At 72.3% G+C, this 19,608-nt stretch carries 18 protein-coding genes; 10 read left to right on the top strand and 8 right to left on the bottom strand.

The window, feature by feature from the left end:
* Window positions 1-4 precede the first annotated feature (4 nt).
* Window positions 5-874, bottom strand: a complete 870-nt coding sequence (locus K8Z49_RS22665; RefSeq protein WP_412520680.1) for a polysaccharide deacetylase family protein — start codon at window positions 872-874, stop codon at window positions 5-7.
* Window positions 875-928: 54 nt separating this feature from the next.
* On the opposite strand from K8Z49_RS22665, the gene K8Z49_RS22660 reads away from it, so the two are divergent.
* The gene (locus K8Z49_RS22660; protein ID WP_412520678.1) at window positions 929-1,309 is read left to right on the top strand and encodes a MerR family transcriptional regulator; all 381 of its coding nucleotides are present in this window, start codon (window positions 929-931) and stop codon (window positions 1,307-1,309) included.
* Between the two features lie 17 nt (window positions 1,310-1,326).
* Here the strand turns inward: K8Z49_RS22660 and arfB are convergent, their stop codons facing one another.
* Window positions 1,327-1,752 carry an alternative ribosome rescue aminoacyl-tRNA hydrolase ArfB gene (arfB, locus tag K8Z49_RS22655; RefSeq protein WP_021598108.1) on the bottom strand — a complete coding sequence of 142 codons (426 nt, stop codon included), beginning with the start codon at window positions 1,750-1,752 and terminating at the stop codon, window positions 1,327-1,329.
* Between the two features lie 88 nt (window positions 1,753-1,840).
* On the opposite strand from arfB, the gene K8Z49_RS22650 reads away from it, so the two are divergent.
* Window positions 1,841-2,665: an oxygenase MpaB family protein gene (locus tag K8Z49_RS22650; RefSeq protein ID WP_412520676.1), complete on the top strand. Its 825-nt coding sequence runs from the start codon at window positions 1,841-1,843 to the stop codon at window positions 2,663-2,665.
* A gap of 147 nt (window positions 2,666-2,812) precedes the next feature.
* On the opposite strand, the gene K8Z49_RS22645 is transcribed toward K8Z49_RS22650, so the two are convergent.
* The 5 genes from K8Z49_RS22645 to K8Z49_RS22625 form a co-directional block, all read right to left on the bottom strand.
* Window positions 2,813-3,742, bottom strand: a complete 930-nt coding sequence (locus K8Z49_RS22645) for a S1C family serine protease (RefSeq protein WP_024934591.1) — start codon at window positions 3,740-3,742, stop codon at window positions 2,813-2,815.
* A gap of 279 nt (window positions 3,743-4,021) precedes the next feature.
* On the bottom strand, window positions 4,022-5,554 hold the full coding sequence (locus K8Z49_RS22640; RefSeq protein ID WP_021600069.1) for a sensor histidine kinase: 1,533 nt from the start codon (window positions 5,552-5,554) through the stop codon (window positions 4,022-4,024).
* Entirely contained in the window at window positions 5,554-6,267 is a 714-nt protein-coding gene (locus tag K8Z49_RS22635; protein ID WP_021600070.1) for a response regulator transcription factor, read from the bottom strand. Before K8Z49_RS22635 ends, K8Z49_RS22640 begins: the two co-directional genes overlap by 1 nt.
* Window positions 6,268-6,399: 132 nt before the next feature.
* Entirely contained in the window at window positions 6,400-6,930 is a 531-nt protein-coding gene (gene def / locus K8Z49_RS22630) for a peptide deformylase (RefSeq protein WP_024934592.1), read from the bottom strand.
* A gap of 82 nt (window positions 6,931-7,012) precedes the next feature.
* Window positions 7,013-8,068, bottom strand: a complete 1,056-nt coding sequence (locus tag K8Z49_RS22625; RefSeq protein WP_412520673.1) for a DivIVA domain-containing protein — start codon at window positions 8,066-8,068, stop codon at window positions 7,013-7,015.
* 236 nt (window positions 8,069-8,304) lie between these two features.
* Between K8Z49_RS22625 and K8Z49_RS22620 the strand changes: the two genes are divergently transcribed.
* The 6 genes from K8Z49_RS22620 to K8Z49_RS22595 all read left to right on the top strand — a co-directional run bounded on the left by K8Z49_RS22620 (window position 8,305) and on the right by K8Z49_RS22595 (window position 15,473).
* Window positions 8,305-8,826 (top strand): gamma carbonic anhydrase family protein, encoded by a 522-nt coding sequence (locus tag K8Z49_RS22620; protein WP_412520671.1) that lies wholly within the window; start codon window positions 8,305-8,307, stop codon window positions 8,824-8,826.
* An 89-nt stretch (window positions 8,827-8,915) separates the two neighbouring features.
* Window positions 8,916-10,559, top strand: coding sequence for a hypothetical protein (locus K8Z49_RS22615; protein WP_412520669.1), 1,644 nt, complete (start codon window positions 8,916-8,918; stop codon window positions 10,557-10,559).
* A complete protein-coding gene (locus K8Z49_RS22610; RefSeq protein ID WP_412521126.1) occupies window positions 10,556-12,916 on the top strand; it encodes an AAA family ATPase in 2,361 nt (786 codons plus the stop codon). The genes K8Z49_RS22615 and K8Z49_RS22610 overlap by 4 nt, the downstream gene beginning before the upstream one ends.
* Before the next feature lie 241 nt (window positions 12,917-13,157).
* Window positions 13,158-13,349: a hypothetical protein gene (locus tag K8Z49_RS22605; RefSeq protein WP_021597037.1), complete on the top strand. Its 192-nt coding sequence runs from the start codon at window positions 13,158-13,160 to the stop codon at window positions 13,347-13,349.
* A gap of 346 nt (window positions 13,350-13,695) precedes the next feature.
* Window positions 13,696-14,313, top strand: a complete 618-nt coding sequence (locus K8Z49_RS22600; RefSeq protein WP_075021450.1) for a DUF47 domain-containing protein — start codon at window positions 13,696-13,698, stop codon at window positions 14,311-14,313.
* Window positions 14,314-14,447: 134 nt separating this feature from the next.
* Complete coding sequence (locus K8Z49_RS22595; RefSeq protein WP_412521124.1) at window positions 14,448-15,473, top strand: inorganic phosphate transporter; 1,026 nt, start codon at window positions 14,448-14,450, stop codon at window positions 15,471-15,473.
* Between the two features lie 74 nt (window positions 15,474-15,547).
* On the opposite strand, the gene K8Z49_RS22590 is transcribed toward K8Z49_RS22595, so the two are convergent.
* Window positions 15,548-17,227, bottom strand: a complete 1,680-nt coding sequence (locus K8Z49_RS22590; protein ID WP_021597034.1) for a bifunctional metallophosphatase/5'-nucleotidase — start codon at window positions 17,225-17,227, stop codon at window positions 15,548-15,550.
* A 127-nt stretch (window positions 17,228-17,354) separates the two neighbouring features.
* Between K8Z49_RS22590 and mshD the strand changes: the two genes are divergently transcribed.
* Both mshD and pstS read left to right on the top strand, forming a co-directional pair.
* Window positions 17,355-18,215 (top strand): mycothiol synthase, encoded by an 861-nt coding sequence (gene mshD / locus K8Z49_RS22585; RefSeq protein WP_412521122.1) that lies wholly within the window; start codon window positions 17,355-17,357, stop codon window positions 18,213-18,215.
* Between the two features lie 277 nt (window positions 18,216-18,492).
* Entirely contained in the window at window positions 18,493-19,596 is a 1,104-nt protein-coding gene (gene pstS / locus K8Z49_RS22580; protein ID WP_021597032.1) for a phosphate ABC transporter substrate-binding protein PstS, read from the top strand.
* Window positions 19,597-19,608 lie beyond the last annotated feature (12 nt).

Below are 19,608 nucleotides of genomic sequence, written 5' to 3'. Positions count from 1 at the left end.
CTTCTCAAGCGGTCGTCGCCAGGTAGTGCTCCGCGATGTCGTCGCTGGTGGTCAGCCAGGCGTCGGGCTGGGAGGCGAGGAACTCCAGCGCCTGATCCAGGTACTTGTGCCGGTACGGCTGGCCGATCACGAACGGGTGCAGGGCCAGCGCCATCACCCGCCCGCTCGTTTCGGAGTCGGCGCGCAGCTGCTCGTACTGGTCCTTGACGGCCTGAAGGAACTCCGGCCCGGTGAACCCCCGGCCGAACAGCAGCAGGTCGTTGAGCTCCACCGTGTACGGGACGCTGATCATGCCGGGGACCTTCAGCCGGTACGGCTGGTCGTCGCTGGTCCAGTCCAGCACGTAGGAGAGGCCGAGTTCGGCGAGCAGCTCGGGGGTGTGGAAGGTCTCGGTGAGCCCCGGGCCCAACCACCCGCGCGGGCGCCGTCCGGTGGCGTCGGCGATGGTGCCGACGACCTCGTCGAGGAAGCGCCGCTCCTCGTCGCGGTCCATGCCGGTATGGAGGATCGAGTTCGTCCGGCCGTGCGCGAGCCAGGCCCAGTCCCGGTCGAGCCCGGCCTGGATGATCTGCGGGTAGTGCTCGGCGACCGCGGAGTTCAGCAGCACGCTCGGCCGGACGCCGTGCCGGTCCATGCTCTCGATCGTCCGCCAGATGCCGACGCGGGTCCCGTAGTCGCGCCAGCCGTGGTTGAGCGGGTCGGGGACGAGGTCCGCGGTGCCCGGCCAGATGCTGGTGGACGGCCGGTCGATCAGGAAGTGCTCGATGTTGAGCCCGACGTACACGGCGACCTTGGCGTCGGCGGGCCAGTGGAGGGGAGGGCGTTCGGTGATGGGACTGTAGTCGTAGAGCCGGTTCTCCGCTGTGTTCGTCATACCGACACGGTAAAAGCTAACATCGGTGTCAGATTCAACCCGCGGGAGGGCCACATGCGGATAGGGGAGCTCGCGAAGCGCACGGGAGTCAGCGAGCGGTCGCTGCGCTACTACGAGCAGCAGGGGCTGCTGGCGCCCGACCGCACCCCGGGCGGCCACCGCGACTACCCCGAGCGGGCGGTCGACCGGGTGATCCGCATCCAGGAACTGTTCGCCGCCGGCCTGTCCAGCAAGAAGATCGCGCGCCTGCTCCCGTGCATGCGGGACGCGGACGGCGGCCCGTCCGAGATCGCCACCCCCAAGCTGGTCACCGACCTCACCGCCGAGCGCGACCGCATCGACCGCATGATCACCGAGCTGGCGAACTCCCGCGACGTCCTCGACGAGGTGATCGACGCCGCCGCGGGCCACCCCGCCCAGTCATCCGCCTCATAAGGCGGAAGGTGCCGTCGTCAGTCCCAGCGGGTGGTGCGCTGGCGTTTGACGGCCGAGCGGCGCTTCTTGTTCTCCAGGCGGCGTTCGTTGATGCCCCGGGGGACCTTCTTCGGGATGCGCTTCTTCGGGGGCGGGGCCGTGGCCTCGGCGAGGAGGGTGGCGAGGCGGGTGCGGGCGGCGTCCCGGTTGCGCTGCTGGGAGCGGTACTCCTCGGCGCGGATGGTGAGGACGCCGCGGACGAGGCGGCCGGAGAGGCGGTCGAGGGCGCGGGCCCGCAGGTGCTCGGGCAGGGACGGGGAGTTCGCCACGTCGAAGGAGAGCTCGGCCGCGGTGGCGCTGGTGTTGACGTGTTGCCCGCCCGGGCCCGAGGAGCGGGAGAAACGCCAGCCGAGCTCGGACTCCGGGATGGAGACCGAGCCGCGGACATGGATCGGGGCGGACATGACCCCATTGTCGCAGGCCCCGGTGATCTTGTCGCTCGATTAACCCCCCGGCTGCGCGGGACGCAAGTGGTTACTTACACTGATCGCCATGACCGACGGACTGTTCCAGGACGACGACCTCATCCGCGTCATCACGAGGGAGGGGGCGCTGATCGCGGCGGGCGGGACCGCGTCGCTGCTCCAGACGGCGCATCCCAAGGTGGCGCAGGGCGTGTACGACCACAGCTACACCGCGGACGACCCGCTGCGCCGCCTGCGGAACACCATGGGATGGCTCTACGCGGTGCAGTTCGGGACGCGGGAGGAGGCCGAGACCTTCAGCGCCCTCGTCACCAGGGGGCACGACAAGGTCACCGGGCCCGACTATGAGGCGAACGACCCGGAGTTGCAGGTGTGGGTCGCGGCCACGCTGTTCGCGGTGGCCGCGCAGTTCTACCAGCTGCTCTTCCGGAGAACGCTCAGCGACGCGGAGCTGGAGGAGTTCTACGGCCAGACCAAGATCTACGCCACGATCCTCGGGTGCCCGGAGGAGCGGCTCCCGCGGACGTACCCGGAGTTCCGCCGGTACTACGCGGACATGCTCCAGAGCCTGGAGGTCAGCGACGTGTCGCGGGCGGTCGCGCACCAGGTGCTGAACCCGAGGCTGCCGGGCGGGCCGCTGAGCGCGCCCGGGATGGCGGCGATGCGGCTGCTCACCGCGGGGCTGATGCCGGCGCCGATCCGCGAGCAGTACGGGTGGAAGTGGGACGCCGGACGGGAGCGCCGCTTCCGGCTGCTGGTCGGCGCGCTGGCAGTGGTGTACCCGCGGCTTCCGCTGCGGATCCGCACCCTGCCGAGGGAGTACTCCATGGTCACCACGCGGCGGATGCTGGCGAAGGTGAAGCGGCGGCCCGCGGTGACGGTGCGGAGCTGAACGGCCGCGCGACCCCCAGAGTGGTCGCGCGGCCGTTCTCCCTTGCACGGTCCTCCCGAGCCCGGCCCGGCCGGAAGGACCCCCTGCCCCGGGACTCCGCCCGTCCGCCCGCTCCCCCCAGAGCCCGGAACGGACGGCGATCCCGGGTCAGCCCTTGGCGCCGGCGATGATCTGGCCGGCGGTCTCCTTCGCGGAGTTGATCGGGATGGCGAAGCCGACCCCGATGTTCCCCTCGCTGTTCCCGGCGGTGAGGATGGCGGTGTTGACGCCGATCACCTGACCGGAGGCGTTCACCAGCGCGCCACCCGAGTTGCCGGGGTTGATGGCGGCGTCGGTCTGGATGGCGTTCCTGATCACGGTCTGCTGCTGCTGGGACAGTTGCCCGCGCAGGCCCGGCGGCAGCTGCGGGTCGGAGTCGCCCTCCTGGATCTCGCGGCCGAGGGCGCTGACGATCCCGGACGTGACCGAGCCGTCCAGCCCGAGCGGGCTGCCCACGGCGAGGACCTGGTCGCCGACGGCCAGCGCGGAGCTGTCGCCGAGCGTCGCGGGCTTGAGGCCCGACACGCCCTCCGCCTTGATCACCGCGATGTCGTCGCGGGTCTCGGCGCCGAGGACGCGGGCGGACGCCGTCCTGCCGTCGCTGAACTTCACCGCGACCTGCCGGGCGCCCGACACCACGTGCGCGTTCGTCATGATGACGCCGTCCGAGCGCAGGATCACGCCCGACCCCCCGGAGGTGCCGCCCGGCACCTGCGCCTGGATCGACACCACGCTCGGCTGGACCGCCGCCGCGACCTGCGCGGTCGTCCCGCCCTTGGCGGAGGTGCCCGACACGGCCGTCGGGCTCGCGTAGACGGTGCTCTGGTGCGTCAGCGCCAGCGTCATCGCGGCGCCGGCGCCGCCCGCCCCGAGGGTCAGCGCCAGGGCGGCCCCCACCGCCGCGAGCTTGCGCCGCGCCGTGCCGAACGGGCCCGGGCGGGGCTCCGCCGGCGGCGGGACGCTCCCCGTCCACGGAGCGTGGGCGAAGCCCGGCTGGACGGGCTCCCAGGGCGGCTGCTGCGGCCGGTCGGCGTTCATGTGGATCCCCCTGTCGTTCTCTCACCATCGAGACTGCGGCAGGGGGCTGCAGGACGCCTGGAGCCAACCTGAAAGTGTGCTGAACGCCGATATGTCATGAAAAACCGCGGCCGAAGGGACGGGCGGCGCGCCGTCCCCCCGGCCGCGGTGCCTGCCCCCGGGCCTTCACGCTGGCCAGGGCGCGTACTCCCGGTCCCCGTCGAGACCGGGGCGCGCCCTGTGCGAGTTACCTAACAGCACCCGCCTGAACGTTCGCTGAACGCGCGCCGCGAGTTCCCACTAGTCGTCGGACAGCGGCAGGAGGACCCGGAACGTCGCGCCCTCGCCCGGCGCGGAGTCGGCCTCCACGGTGCCCTCGTGCGCGGCGACGAGCGCGGCGACGATGGCGAGGCCGAGGCCCGCGCCGCCGTGGTCGCGCGAGCGGGCGTCGTCGGCGCGGTAGAACCGCTCGAAGACGCGTTCCGCCTGCTCGGGGGAGAGGCCCGGCCCCTGGTCCGCGACGGCGACGACCGCGGCCGGCGACCCGCGCAGCGTCCCGGGGGAGAGCCGCACCTCGACCGGCGTGCCCTCCGGGGTGTGCGCGATCGCGTTGCCGAGCAGGTTCCCCAGCACCTGGCGCAGCCGCGGCTCGTCCCCGAGCACCTGGTACGCCAACCCTCCCTCGACGGACAGGTCGATGGTGCGCTCGGGTGCGAGGACTCTGGCCTCCTGGACGGAGTCGGCGGCGACGGCGAGCAGGTCCACCGGGCGCCGCTCGATCGGCCGCTGCCGGTCCAGGCGGGCGAGCAGCAGCAGGTCCTCCACGAGCAGGCCCATCCGGGACGCGGTCTCCTCGATCCGGCCGATCAGCCGGTCCAGCTCCGCCGGGCTGCGGGCCGCGCCCTGCCGGTAGAACTCGGCGAAGCCGCGGATCGCGGTCAGCGGCGTGCGCAGCTCGTGGCTCGCGTCCGCGACGAACCGCCGCATCCGCTCCTCCGACCGCAGCGCCGTCTCCTCCGAGCGCCGCGCCGCCGCCTCCGACTCCGCGCGGGCGCCGAACGCCGCCTCGATCTGCCCGAGCATGGTGTTCAGCGACCGGCCGAGCCGGCCCATCTCGGTCCGCGGATCGGCCTGCGGGACGCGCCGGGACAGGTCGCCCGCCGCGATCGCGCCCGCCGTCTCCTCCACCGCCGACAGCGGGCGCAGGCTCGCCCGGACGACCCACACGCCGAGCACGACCAGGACGGCCAGCACCAGCAGCCCCACGATCGCGTCGATCGCCACCAGCCGCCGGACCGTCCGGTCGATCTCGTCCAGGCTGAACGCGAGGACGATCAGGGCGCCGCCGGGGATCGGCTCGGCGAGGATCCGCCACGTGGAGCCGCCGGTCCCCGACACCGTGAACGGCCGGTCGATGCGCCCGTTCAGGTCCGCCGGGAGCCGCGGATGGCCGGACTCGCTCCACGCCTCGTTCTGCCCGAGCGGGCGCCCGTCGGTGGTGCGGACCTGCCCGTACATCTCGCTCGGGATCCGCACCGTGATCTGCGTCTGCCCCCTCCGCAGCTGCGGGACGACCTGGTCGATCGCCCGCCCGACCGAGCCGCGCAGCTGGTCGTCGGCGCGCCCGACGAGGTACTGCCGCAGCACCGACGCGCCCGCCGCGCTCATCACCGTCATCCCGAGCGTGACGAGGACGAGCATCCCGGCGATCAGCTTGACGCGCAGCGACGTCCGGCCCCACAGCCGCTCGATGCCCCGGAACGGGTGCCGCTCCCCGGCGAGGACGCCCGCCGGCGCCGGACCTGCCGCCGGTGCCGGGACCCGCGTGGCCATCAGCCCGTTCTCGACGGCTCGCGCAACACGTAGCCGACACCGCGGAGGGTGTGGATGAGGCGCGGCTCGGTGTTGTCCACCTTGCGGCGCAGCGCGGACACGTACGACTCGACGATGCCCGCGTCGCCGCGGAAGTCGTAGTTCCACACGTGGTCGAGGATCTGCGCCTTGGACACGACGCGGCCCGCGTTGGCCATGAAGTAGCGCAGCAGCTTGAACTCCGTCGGAGACAGCTGGATGGCCTTGCCGCCGCGCCACACCTCGTGGCTGTCCTCGTCCAGTTCGACGTCCGCGAACACCATCCGCGGCGGCGGCTCGGTCACGCCGCCGCGGAACCGCCGCAGGACGGCCCGGATGCGGGCGATGACCTCCTCCAGGCTGAACGGCTTGGTGACGTAGTCGTCGCCGCCGATCGTCAGCCCCTTGATGCGGTCCTGGACGGCGTCCCGCGCGGTGAGGAAGAGCACGGGGGTGTGGTCGCCGCCGGACCGCAGCCGCCGCGCGACGTCGAACCCGTCGATGTCGGGCAGCATCACGTCCAGGACGATGAGGTCGGGGCGGTGCCGCCGCGCCGCCTGCACCGCGTCCGCGCCGTTGGTGGCCGTGACCACGTCGAATCCGGTGAAGCGCAGGCTGCCGGCGAGGAGTTCCAGGATGTTGGGCTCGTCCTCGACGACGAGCAGCGTCGCTTCCGCCGCCTTGGTGCCGTTCACCGTACGTTCAACCACTGTGCACAGTCCCCCTCCACATCTTCGCAGAGGTTCCCATCTCAACCTGAATGTCCCCTGAATGCGGGCAGAGGATCGGTTGAGCGTCCGCGAGGGGGCGTCCTGGAAGGGGGCGTCCTACTCGCGGAGTGCGCGGATGGCCCGCATGGCCTCCTTGCGGGCCTCCCCGGACAGGACGTCGATGTAGACCTTCCCCTCCAGGTGGCCGCACTCGTGCTGGAGGCAGCGGGCGAAGTAGCCGGTGCCCTCGACGCGGACGGGCTTGCCCTTCATGTCCACGCCTTCGACGACGGCGTGCGAGTGGCGGGGGGTCTCGAAGCGCATTCCGGGGACCGACAGGCAGCCTTCCGACTCGACGAGGACGTCCCCGTCGGCGGCGACGAGCGTCGGGTTGACGACGTGGCCGATGTGCCGGCGTCCCTTGTCGTCCTCGCAGTCGTAGACGAAGATCCGCAGGCCCACGCCGATCTGGTTGCCGGCGAGCCCGGCGCCGTCCTCCTCGTACATGGTGACGAACATGTCGTCGATGAGGCGTTCCAGGGACTGGTCGAACGTCCGGACCGGATCGCACTCGGTGCGCAGGACCGGATCCCCGAGCAGCCTGACCGGACGTGCGGTTCCGCGGCGCGTGTGGGTCCTCTTGCTCACCCGGAAGATCCTATAGAACGCGTCAGGCGGTGCGTCCGGGCCGCTCGGGACCGGACGCACCGCCTGACGGCGCGCGAACGCCTTACAGCTCGATGGGGCCGCGGGGCTGCTGCGGGGGGATGGGGGCCGTGGCGGGACCGCCGGAGTCGTCGGCGGGACGCGCGGGCTTGGGCTGCTGCTGCGGCGGCGCGGGCTGCGCCGGGGCGTCGGCGGCGGGGGACGGCTCCGGCTTCTTGACCGGGGGCGCGGTCTGCGGCGGGCTCGCCGGGGCGGCGGGCGCGGCCGGGGCCGGGGTCGCCGGTGCGGGCTTGGCCGCGGCCGGCATCGGCTTCGGGCCGGTCGACGTCGAGGACGGAGCCGCGGACGGCGCCGCGGGCTTCGCCGCCGGGGCGGGCTGCGCGGGCGGCGCCTGCTTGGCCTGCGCGCGGGCCGGCGGGCTCTGCCGGACGGCGTCCTCGACCATCTTCTCCAGCGGGCCCGCCTCGTTCTCGGCGGTGAGCAGCCGGTGCAGGGTGTCGCTGATCTCGGTGAGCCGCTGCAGGGCCTGGGTGTGGTTCTTGGTGAGCGCCGTGAGCCGCTGCGTCGCGCCCTCGTTGATCACGCTGGCCCGGCGCTCGGACGCGGTGAGGGTGCGCTCGGCCTCCAGCCGCGCGCTGGTCACCGTCTGCTCGGCCTCCTGCTTGGCGGACGACAGGACGCTCTCCGACTCCTTCTTGGCCGCGGCCAGCATGGTGTCGGCCTTCTCCTGCGCCTGGCCGAGGTTCTTCTCGGCGTGCGACCGGGCGTCGTCGATGATGCGCTTGGACTCCTGCTCGGCGTCCTCGCGGATCTCGGTGCCCTTGGCCTCGGCCTCGGCGATCTTGTCCTGGGCCTCGTCCTCGGCGAGGTTGATGATCTGGCGGAGCCGGTCGCTCAGGTCGTCGCCGGTGGGCTTGCGGGCCTCCCGGACCTCGGCCATCTCGCGGCGGATCCGCTCGACCTCGTCCTGCGCGCGGGCGAGCCGCGCCTCGAGTTCGCGGTGCTTCTGCTGGGCGCGGGCGATGTAGTCGTCGACCTGGCGGCGGTTGTAGCCGCGCATGACGATCTCGAAGGACTCTTCTTGGAGGAGGTTCGGCAGGATTTCGGCTTCGTTGCTCATGATGCCTTGGGGGGTCGTTGGCGGGGATCACCCCGTCAGGGTCGGCCAGAATGCGATCCTCGCCCGCCGGTGAGCTGCCCACGGTGGGGAGACGTCGGAACCGACTCTTGTCCGGTCCACCCCATTCGCGCAACCGGAACACGCTTCTCGCTGCCGTTTCTTCATCTGGACGGTGGTGACAAAGCACCCGAACTCCGGCGAAAAGGTGCCAAGGGGCGGCGGCTACCATCGGCGCCATGAGCTACCTGGGAACGCTGGGCGAGGACACTCCGACGATCGATGCGACCGCGTGGGTCGCGCCCGGGGCGGTCGTCGTCGGGCGGGTGAGGCTGGGACGCGCGTCCAGCGTCTGGTACGGCTCGGTGCTGCGCGGCGACGACGAGGAGATCGTCGTCGGCGACGAGTGCAACATCCAGGACCTCAGCTGCCTGCACTCCGACCCCGGGCTGCCCGCCGTCCTGGAGGACCGCGTCAGCCTCGGCCACAAGGCGATGGTGCACGGCGCCCACATCGAGACGGGCTCGCTCATCGGGATCGGCGCCATCGTGCTGAACGGCGCCCGCGTCGGCTCCGGGACGCTCATCGCGGCGGGCGCCCTCGTCCCGCCCGGCAAGAAGATCCCCTCCGGGGTGCTGGTCGCCGGGACGCCCGGCAAGATCGTCCGGGAGCTGACCGACGACGACCGGGCGGTGCTGGAGTACACCCCCGATACGTACGTGAAGAAGGCCGAGCGGCACCGCACCGCGCGGTGGCGCTGACCCAGGGGCCGATTTGAGGCCCATCTGACCTGCGAGGACGCGGCTCCTCGGCCGGTGGGGGCCGCTCCGCCCGGTTTCTGCTGACTACGATGACCATCGTGGTGTGGGGACCGGGCTATGGCAGTGCTCCGCCGCCCAGCCCCCAAACGGGGCAGGATCCGTTCGCGGAGGCGGAGCGCGACACGAGGGCGATGGTGGCCGCCGCATGGTGGCCGTCGGCGCCTCCGCAGCAGCGCCATCACGCCATCGCCGGCCGCATGCTCGTCCTCCCGGACGGGACGTGGTGGCTGTTCGGGGCGTGGGCCCGCTGGTACCGGCTGCACCCGTCCGACGGACAGTGGTACCTCTGCCCGCCGCCCCGCATCCCCGCCGTCCGGATGGCCGCGCGGCCCGCGCAGCAGGGGCAGGCGCAGGTGCCCGCGCTGCCGCCGCACGTCATCCCCGCCGGGCCCGACTTCTCCTACGACCCGCCGTCCGGGCTGCCCTTCGTCGCGCACGGGTTCGCGACCGAGCTGACCTCCCGCGTCCGGTCGACCGTCGAGTCCGCCGCCACCCTGCCCGCCCCCGACTACCCGCACTGGTGGCGGGAGTTCACGAGCGAGACGCCGTCCACGGTCGCCGTCGCGTGGGGCGTGATGCTGTGGTGCTCGGCCGCGCCCGCCTTCGACTCGCGGCTGGACGCGCAGATGCTCGACCTCTGGAAGCCCTACCGCGCCCGGCCCCTCCCCGACGTCGACGGCCCGCGCTGGCTCACCCCGCCCGCCCTGGAGACCCTCGTCGCGCTGTACTCCGAGCGCCTGCGGGCCAGCCGGGTGGACGCGGCGGTCGTCGTCCTGCGGACGATGTGGGCCGTCGCCAGCGCGCTGCGCGACGACATCCGCTTCCAGGCCAGGGCCGACGCGCTGCTCGCCATCCTCGGCGCCACGCTCGCCAACCCGACCGTCGACTACGGGGCGCTGCCCTACGGCGACCAGGCGATCGTCCAGCAGTGGCTGACGCGGTGCCCGCCCAACCTGGTCCCCGCGCTGCGGAACGAGAGCTCGCCGGGCGACAACTTCCGGCACGCCTTCTACACGCTCAGCGAGCTGATCGCCGAGCTCTCGGGCGACCCCGCCGAACCGGCCTACATCGAGCCCCGGCTGGTCGCCGCCGCGTTGCTCGCCGCCGACCTGGACGTCGTCCGCAAGGACATGGTGGGCACCATCGTCCCCTGGCTCGACCCCCGAGATCCGCTACACCGTGCAGGCGGTGTCGGAGCAGAAGGGGCACCCGCTGCGCCGCCTGTGGCCGCAGGACATGCGCCTCCCGGAACCGCTGCGGTCCGCGGCCGGGTCCGGGCCGGGCGCCGAGTCGCTGCTCGCCGCGACGTACGAGGTCGACCTGGCGTGGTGCCGGCTCGGCGGCATGCCCGCCCGCCCGCGCGGCTTCCCCGTCCCGACCGCGGTCGTCGCCGGGATCATCGGCCGCAACCGGGCCCGCGCCACGGCCGCGGCCCCGACGTCCACGCCGCCGCCCAACCCCGCACCGCAGCCGTCCCCCGTTCAACATGCAGAGCCAGCCGGGCCTCGCGCCCGGCGCGGCACCCCAGGCGCAGGCGCCCGCCGGGCCGGACCGCCCGTTCGTCCAGCCGCCCGCCCAGCCCGGCCTGGAGAACGCGCCCGGACCGGCCGGGCAGCCCCCGGCGCCGCAGGCGGCGTTCGACTCCCCCGGGTTCGCGCCGCCGGACCCGATGATGGGCGGGGCCTCGCCCGCCGAGGAGGAGAAGGACGAGGGGAGCGCCGCGCCGCCCTACACCGAACTGGGCTTCCAGCGCGCCGCGCCGATGCAGAATCCGGCGCCCGCGCCGATGCAGAGCCCGGCGCCCGCGCCGATGCAGAGCCCGGCGCCCGCGCCGATGCAGGCCCCGCCGCCGGCGCCGCCCCAGCCCGCCGCGCCCGAGCCGGTGCAGGCGAGCCCCGCGCCCGCCGCCCAGCAGCAGGCCGGCGGCTTCTCCCCGCCCGAGGAGGAGAAGCAGGACGAGAACTTCGTGCCGCCGTACACGCAGCTGGGCTACCAGCCGGCGGGCTCCGCGCCCCCGTCCCCGCCGAACGTCCAGCCGCCGAGCCCCGTCCCGCCCCCGCCGGAGCCGCAGCAGCCGCAACCGCAGCAGCCGCAGCCGCAGGCGTTCGACCCGTACGCGACCCGGGTGGAGGACCAGGCGGGATCGCCGCAGGCCGGCGCGCCCGTCCCGCCCGTGCCGCCGCAACCCGGCCGGCCGCCCGGCACGCGCGTCCTCGGCCCCGGCGACCTCGAGGACGACCAGGCGCCCCCGCCGCAACCCGTCCCGGGAGCCGGTCCCGGGACGAAGGTCATGTCCAAGACGATGGTCGGCGACTTCGACTTCCTGGACGACACGCCGTCGCCCGAGCAGCCCGTCCACGAGATCCCGCCGCCGCGCGACCGCAGCACCCGCCGCGTCCTGGAGCGGTTCGGGTTCGGCTTCCTGTACGGCGAGCACGACGCCGCCGAGTTCCTCGGCGAGCTGCGCGCGCAGGCCGAGGAGTGGAACGCACCGGCGGGCGAGGAGATCGAGCGGACCCGGGTGGACGGCGCGCCCAGCTCGATCAAGTCCGGGGTCCCCGGGGTGCTGCTGGTCGGCGCCCCCCACTCCGGGCAGCGCCGGCTGTCCCGGATGATCGCGCTGACGCTGGCCAACGCCGGCCTCGGCGACGGGGCGATCCGCGCGCACGACGCCGAGGACGTCCGCAACGCGCCGCCGGAGCGGATCGGCCGGCTCCTCGGGCAGCCCGGCCCGGTGATCCTCTTCGAGCGGCTGGACGTGGCCATCTCCGGCGCGGCGGACCCGGCCGCGGTCGTCGGGGCGGTGCGCCGCGCCCGCCGCGACCCGGTGAACACGACGCCGGTGATCGCGACGTGCGAGCCGCGCGCCTACAAGCGCCTGCTCCAGGAGCACCCGAAGCTCGTGCAGGCGTTCCGCGTCCACCGGCTGCCCGACTTCGCCGACCTCGACAACCGGATGACGCTTTTGCACCTGCTGGCGGACGAGCGGCGCGTCACGATCGGGGCGGCGGCGCTGGAGGTCGCGCGCGCCGACCTGGAGCGGCTCCGCGGCCCGGGCGACCTGGTCAACGCCCGCCTGGTCGAGGCGTACCTGGACCAGGCCGCCCAGCGGAACATGGAGCGCGCGGGGGCGTCCCACGACCGGCTCGTGCTGACGCCGGACGACCTCGCGGGCGTGGCCGAGGGGATCGAGCCGGCGCTGCGCCCGCCCGGCGACATCGACGGCTACCTGCGGCAGCTCGACCAGCTCACCGGGCTGGACGAGGTCAAGGCGGCCGTGCTGGAACTGGCCGACGAGGCCGGCCTCGCGGCCGACCGGGCGCGGTACGGGGTGTCCGGCGGCGACGCGCGGCACCTGGTCTTCGTCGGGCCGCCGGGGACGGGCAAGACGACCGTGGCGGGCCTGGTCGGCGGCATCTACGCGGCGCTGGGGCTGCTGGAGTCGGGGCACGTGGTGGCGTGCCGTCCCGTCCATCTGGCGGGACGCGACCGCGTCGACACCGAGAACCGGGTCGCGGGCATGGTCGACCAGGCCCTCGGCGGCGTGCTGCTCATCCAGGAGGCGTACCGGCTCGACCGGTCCCCGGCCGTGGTGGCCGAGCTGCTGCGCCGCATGAACCAGGGGGCGTCCCGGTTCATCGTGGTCTGCACCAGCCCGGCGGCGGAGATGGAGGGCTTCCTCGCGGGCAACCCCGCCTTCCGCGCCGAGTTCGGCCGGGTCCTGGAGTTCACCCCGATGGGGGACCGCGAATTGGTCCAGCTGTTCCAGAGCTACGCCGAGCGCGACCTCTACATGCTGGACGAGGAACTGCGCGTCGAGTTGCTGAGCCGGTTCTCGCGGATGCGCGAGGACCAGCGGTTCGCCTACGCGCGCACGGTCAGGGCGCTGTTCGAGCAGACGGTCGCGCGGCAGGCGGCCCGGCTGGCCGGCGCCGACGTCAACGCGGCGACCGTGGCCCGCCTGACGGCCCGTGACCTGCCCGAATCGACGCTGGAGCAGATGCTCGGCGACTTCCGCCCGGGTGGCTGACCGGGCCCGTCCGGCCCGTCCGTCCCGGAATGAATAGGACATCTGCATCAGATGGGCATGACCCGGGAAGGCTACACAATCCGGGGTGCGTCCTTCCGGGGCCGCCGGGGAGCGGCGGCCGGGACGCCGGGGCGTCCCCCGGACGGACAGGGTCGGAGTGGCCCGCGAATGGCCCTCTTGGGTCATGTGCGCGCCGGGGTCGGACGCGTAGCCTCGACTCGGGTGTGGGGAACGAACGGAGGTGGACGCGGTGCGCCAGAATCTCGATCTGCGCGTCCACGACCGTGTTGCGCTGGACGAGATCGAACTCTATGCCGAGATGCTCAGTGCGGTGGCGGCGGCGGAACGGCCGCTGACCGTCGCGGAGATCGACATGGTGCTCGGAGTGCGGTCCGACGAAGCCGGTCGTCGTGAGCTGACGCCACAGGATTGATCACCGCCTGCCGGGGACGCCGATTGAGGGCGTCCCCGGTTCGTCTTTTCAGACACACCGAAGCCCCGGCTGGGGTTGTGCCGTAACCGGATGCTCTATGTAGCGGTAATGTAACGAATCTCACGCCTGATCAACATCGCCGCGCAGGTAGACCGCCCACCGGCCCCGCGCCCGAGGGCGTTCCGCCAGATAGGGGGGAGTCCGCGGGGTATGTACCTGGTGATCCAGGGCAATCATGTAGGTGAGAGGATGGCGGACACCAGCAGAAGCTGGGGCAAAGGTTCTTTTTACGGCTGGTAGCGCCTACGATCCTCTGCGGACTGTTCCGGCACATCAGGAGAACGACGTGCGCTTGCGTCTCACGCCGCGTGAGGACAGCTTCTACGACATGTTCGCCGACTCGGCGAACAACCTGGTCACCGGCGCCAGGCTGCTCGTGGAACTCATCAGCGACGGCTCCGACCGGGCCGCGATCGCCGAGAAGATGCGCGCCTGCGAGCATGCGGGCGACGAGTGCACTCACGCGATCATGCGGCGGCTCAACGAAACGTTCATCACCCCCTTCGACCGCGAGGACATCTACCGGCTGGCGTCCGACATCGACGACGTGATGGACGAGATGGAGGAGGCCGCCGACCTCGTCGCGCTCTACAAGATCGACGAGTTCCCCAAAGGCATCGTCAACATGGTGGAGGTGCTGGAGCGGGCCGCCGAGCTCACCGCGGAGGCCATGCCGAAGCTGCGCTCGATGAAGGAGCTCAACGAGTACTGGATCGAGATCAACCGGCTTGAGAACCAGGGCGACCAGGTCTACCGCAAGCTGCTGGCACAGCTGTTCAGCGGCGAGTACGACACCTTGACCGTGCTGAAGCTGAAGCAGGTCATCGACCGGCTGGAGGACGCCGCCGACGCGTTCGAGCACGTCGCCAACACGGTCGAGACCATCGCGGTCAAGGAATCATGAGCAAGGCCGAGGATTCCGGCGCGACCCTCACCCGCGAACCCTCGGCCGGCGCCGAGGAGACGCTGGGGGAGCAGGCCACCCGCCGGGTGACGGGGCGTGCGTGGATCCTGCTGCTGGCCGGCGTGCTGGTGGTCATGGTCGCGGGCGCGCTCGGCCTCCGCACCGACGCGCAGATGGCGGTGCTCGTCCTCGTCGTCGTCGTGGCCCTGGTGTTCGACTACACCAACGGGTTCCACGATGCGGCGAACGCGATCGCCACGGCGGTGTCCACCCGGGCGCTGACCCCGCGGGTCGCGCTCGGCATGGCCGCCGCCATGAACATGATCGGCGCCCTGCTCGGCGTCGGGGTGGCCAAGACCGTCAGCGAGGTCATCACCCCGCCGAGCGGCCTGCACGGCCTCACCGTGGTCGCCGCCGGCGTGCTCGGCGCGATCACCTGGAACCTGATCACCTGGTACTTCGGGCTGCCGTCGTCCTCCTCGCACGCCCTGATCGGCGGCGTCGTCGGCGCCGGGCTGGCCTCGCTGTCGTCGGTCAACTGGCAGAGCGTGATCGACAAGGTCGCCATCCCGATGGTGGTCTCGCCCGTGGTCGGGTTCTGCCTCGCCTACCTGACGATGGTGGCGATCCTGTGGATCTTCCGGCGCTCCAATCCGAGCCGGGTCGGCCGCCGCTTCCGGATCGCGCAGACGATGTCGGCGGCGTCCCTCGCGCTCGGCCACGGCCTCCAGGACGCCCAGAAGACGATGGGCATCATCGTCCTCGCGCTCGTCACGACCGGGCACGCGGACGGCAGCACGGTCCCCTGGTGGGTCGTCATCGTGTGCGCCGGGGCGCTGTCCGCGGGCACCTACGCGGGCGGCTGGCGCATCATGCGCACGCTGGGCCGCAAGGTCATCGAGGTCGATCCGCCGAAGGGCTTCGCCGCTGAAGCGACGGCCTCCGTGGTCCTCTACGCGACCGCGTTCATCTGGCACGCTCCAATCTCCACCACCCACACGATCACCTCGGCGATCATGGGGTCGGGCGCCACCAAGCGGCTCTCCGCGGTCCGCTGGGGCGTCGCCGGCAACATCCTCGTCGCCTGGGTGCTCACCATGCCGATGGCCGCGGCCGTGGCCGCCGTCGTCTACTGGCTCGTCCACCTCTTCGGGGCCTGAGCCTCTTCCGGGCCTGAGCGTGCCGACGGCCCGCCGCGTGGGGAGGGCGGCGGGCCGTCGCGGTGTCCTCCCGCCTACTGGCCGGAGATGCGGTCGAGGGGTGGGGGTGCGATGGTGCCCTGGGCCGCGAAGTAGGCGACGAAGGCGTCCAGGTCTATCTGGCCCAGGACCTGGTCCGTGCCTTCGGTGAAGACCGTGAAGCCGTCCCCGCCGCCGAGGAGGAAGTTGTTCGCCGCGACCTTGTAGGCGGCGGCCGGGTCGACGGGGGCGCCGCCGATGGTGATCGCGGAGACGCGGTCGCCGACCGGCTTCGAGCGGTCGATGGTGAAGTGCAGGTTCGCCGACGGCTGGAGGATCTTCTCGCCCGCGGACGTCCACTGCTGTTCGAGGAGGGCGTCGAGCTGGGCGCCGGTCAGCGACGTCACGCCCATCACGTTGCTGAAGGGCTGGACGGCGAACGCCTCGCCGTAGGTGACGACGCCGTCGCCCTCGGAGCCGCTCGCGGCGTAGGTGAGGTCGGTGCGGACGCCGCCGGGGTTCATCAGCGCGACCTGGGCGCCGAGGTCCTGGGTGCCGGCGAGCTGGGCGTCGGCGATGACGTCGCCGAGCGCGGTCTCGCCCGCCGCGGAGGGGGTGCGGGTCAGATCGGCGGTGATCTTGCCGATGGGCTTGTCGGCGATGACGGAGACCCGCTCCTTCCAGGTCTGGACGAACTTCTCCGTCGCCGGGTCCGGCGGGACGTCCCGCGTCACGACGTGGTTGTCGGCCTTCACCGAGGAGCGGACGATGTCGCCGGTCCGCCGGTTCACCTTGAGGTTCACCTCGGTGATCACGCGGCCGAAGGACGAGCCGGAGGAGAAGAGGCGGGGAGCGCCCTTGGGGTCCCTGACCGAGCAGACGTACTGCTGGTGCGTGTGGCCCGAGAGCACCATGTCGATCTCGGGGTCGGCCTCCTGGGCGATGCGGGAGCCGGCGCCCGGGACGATGCCGCACTCGTCCGGCCGCGCGTCCGGCTTGACCTGGTCTCCCTCGTGGACGAGCAGCACCATGGCGCGGACGTGGCGCTTCTTCAGCTCGCGGGCGGCCCGGTTCGCGGCCTGGACCTCGTCCTGGAACGTCAGGTCCTTGATGCCCTCGGCCGTGACGATGCTCGGGGTGGTCCTGGTGACGACGCCGATGAAGCCGACCCGGACGCCGTTGACGCGGCGGATCGTCCACGGCCTGATGGCGGGCCGGTCGTTCTTCTTGAGCAGGACGTTCGCGCCGAGGTAGTCGAACTTCGCGCCGCGCCACTTCCCGGCGGGCGAGCACCCGTCGGCGGGGTGGCAGCCGCCGTTCTGGATGCGCAGCAGCTCCCGGTAGCCCTCGTCGAACTCGTGGTTGCCGACCGCGGACGCGGTGACGCCGACGTCGCCGAGGAACTGGACGGACGGCTCGTCGTGGTAGGCGGCGGAGATCAGCGGTGAGGCGCCGATCAGGTCGCCCTGCGCGACCGTGAGGGTGTCGCGGTTCCGCAGCTGCTTGAGGTGGGTCGCGATGTAGGCGGCGCCACCGGCGAGGACGGTCTCCCCGTTCTCGTCGATGGCCCGGCCGGAGCTTCCGGACGGCGGTTCGAGGTTGCCGTGGAAGTCGTTGAGCGCGAGCAGGCGTACGGACGCGGTCGGTGCGGGATGCGCGGCGGCGGGTTGCGCGGCCACGCCCACGACCGTCAGCCCCGCCGCGGCGCAGGCCAGGAAGGTGCGTCGTCGAGTCATTCTGTGGACGGTAGATCCGTCCGGCATACGGTTCCCGGCGGCTCGATGACGTTTTTGTGACAACTTGATCAGGGGATATGTCGATCATCCTGTTCGTCCGGCCGCATAGGGTGGGCCCGTGGGTGAACTGCGGGCGCTGAGGGACGGTGAGGTCGCGCCGGCGCTGGCGCTGGCCGAGGCGGCGGAGAAGGCGGACGGCGTGGGGCCGCTGTCGGAGCACGCGCTGCTGGCGCTGCGCGGCGGGCGGTCGGGTCTGGCGATAGCCGAGGGCGGCGCGGTCGTGGCGTACGCGCATCTCGACCCGGCGACGGAGGAGGAGCCCGCGGCGGCCGAACTGGTCGTGCACCCTGATCATCGGCGCCGGGGCCACGGGCGGGCGCTCCTGCGCGCCCTGCTGGACGAGGCCGGCGGCCCGCTGCGGGTGTGGGCGCACGGCGACCTGCCGGCCGCCGCGGCGCTGGCGGAGTCGGAGGGGATGACGCGGGTCCGCGCGCTCTTCCAGATGCGGCGCCCGGCGTCCGATCCCCTGCCGGACGTGCGCGTCGCCGAGGGCGTCTCGATCCGCGCGTTCGAGCCGGGCCGGGACGAGCGGGCCTGGCTGGAGGTGAACGCCCGCGCGTTCGCCGACCATCCCGAGCAGGGCGCCTGGACGATGGACGACCTCCGCGAGCGGGAGGGCGAGGGCTGGTTCGACCCGGCGGGCTTCTTCCTCGCCGAGCGGGGCGGCCGGCTCGCCGGGTTCCACTGGACGAAGGTGCACCCGGGCGGGATCGGCGAGGTCTACGTCGTGGGCGTCGACCCGGACGCGCAGGGCCTCGGCCTCGGCCGCGCGCTGACCCTCGCGGGCCTGCACCATCTGCGCGACGCGGGGCTGGATCAGATCATGCTCTACGTGGACGAGTCGAACGTCGCGGCCGTCCGGCTGTACGAGTCGCTCGGGTTCACCCGCTACGCCGTCGACGTCATGTACGGGACCGGCCCCGCCTGATCGGCGGCACTTCCCTTACCTCTGGGGAGCCAAACCGTGATGGGTGTTCCTCGACCTGGATTTTGGACGTCTGAGCTGCGCTGTTAACCCGGCGTCCATGGCAAATCGGGACATTCTTCCCAACCGTGCACGATGGCGTTCATCCGCCGTTCACCTGGATCGGGGCGGCTGGTCACCTCGCCTGCCTAGCGTCGCTGTCGACGGCGAACCCGCCGTCCGGCCCACGGCCGGGGCGGCTCGGGGGACCCGCCCGACCAGACTCAGAGGAGACCCTCCGGTGAAGAACGGTTCCCGACTCGCCGCCCTCGGCGGCGTGGTCGTCGCGGGGGCGCTGGCCCTCTCCGCCTGTGGGAGCGACAACAACACGACGGCGAGTTCGAGCGGCGCGCCGGCCGGTGACATCGACTGCGCCAAGGCCAGCGTCAACGCGGCCGGGTCGAGCGCGCAGAAGAACGCGATCGAGGAGTGGACGAAGCTCTACGCGTCCAAGTGCGCGGGCGCCAACCTGAACTACAACCCGAGCGGCTCGGGCGCCGGCATCCAGGCGTTCACGAGCGGGCAGGTGGCGTTCGCCGGCTCGGACTCGGCGCTCAAGCCCGAGGAGGCGACCGCCGCGCAGAAGCGCTGCCAGGGGAGCAGCGCGCTGAACCTGCCGATGGTCGTCGGCCCCGTGGCCGTCGTCTACAACCTGCAGGGCGTGGACGGCCTGAAGCTGTCGCCCGAGACGATCGCGAGCATCTTCTCCGGCAAGATCAAGAACTGGAACGATCCGGCGATCGCCAAGGAGAACCAGGGCGCCGAACTGCCGGGCGACCCGATCAAGCCGGTCTACCGCTCGGACGAATCCGGCACCACCGACAACTTCACGGACTACCTGAACACCACCGCGCCGAAGATCTGGACGTGGGAGAAGGCCAAGAAGTGGCCGAACTCCACCGGCCAGGGCGCGCCCAAGTCCGACGGCGTCACCAGCCAGGTGAAGAGCACCGCGGGGGCCATCTCCTACGTGGAGATGTCGTACGCGACGAACAACAAGCTGCAGACCGCCCAGGTGAAGAACGGCGCCGGCGAGTTCACCGCGCTGTCCCCGGACAGCGCGTCCAAGGCCGTCGCCGGGGCGAAGGTCGTCGGCACCGGCAACGACGTCGCCCTGGAGATCGACTACGCGACCAAGGAACCGGGCGCCTACCCGATCGTCCTGGTCACCTACGAGATCGCGTGCGAGAAGGGGCTGCCGGCCGAGCAGGCCGGGTTCGTCAAGTCCTTCCTCACCTACACCTCCAGCGCGGACGGCCAGAAGGTGCTGACCGACCACGGCTACGCGCCGCTGCCGCAGAGCGTGCTGACCAAGGTCCAGGCATCCGTGAAGGCCCTGTCCTGACAGCGGACGACG

Origin of the sequence: Actinomadura madurae (genome assembly GCF_047130825.1) — a bacterium.
Lineage (GTDB): Bacteria > Actinomycetota > Actinomycetes > Streptosporangiales > Streptosporangiaceae > Spirillospora > Spirillospora madurae.
This window is presented reverse-complemented; position numbering and strand designations above follow the sequence as displayed.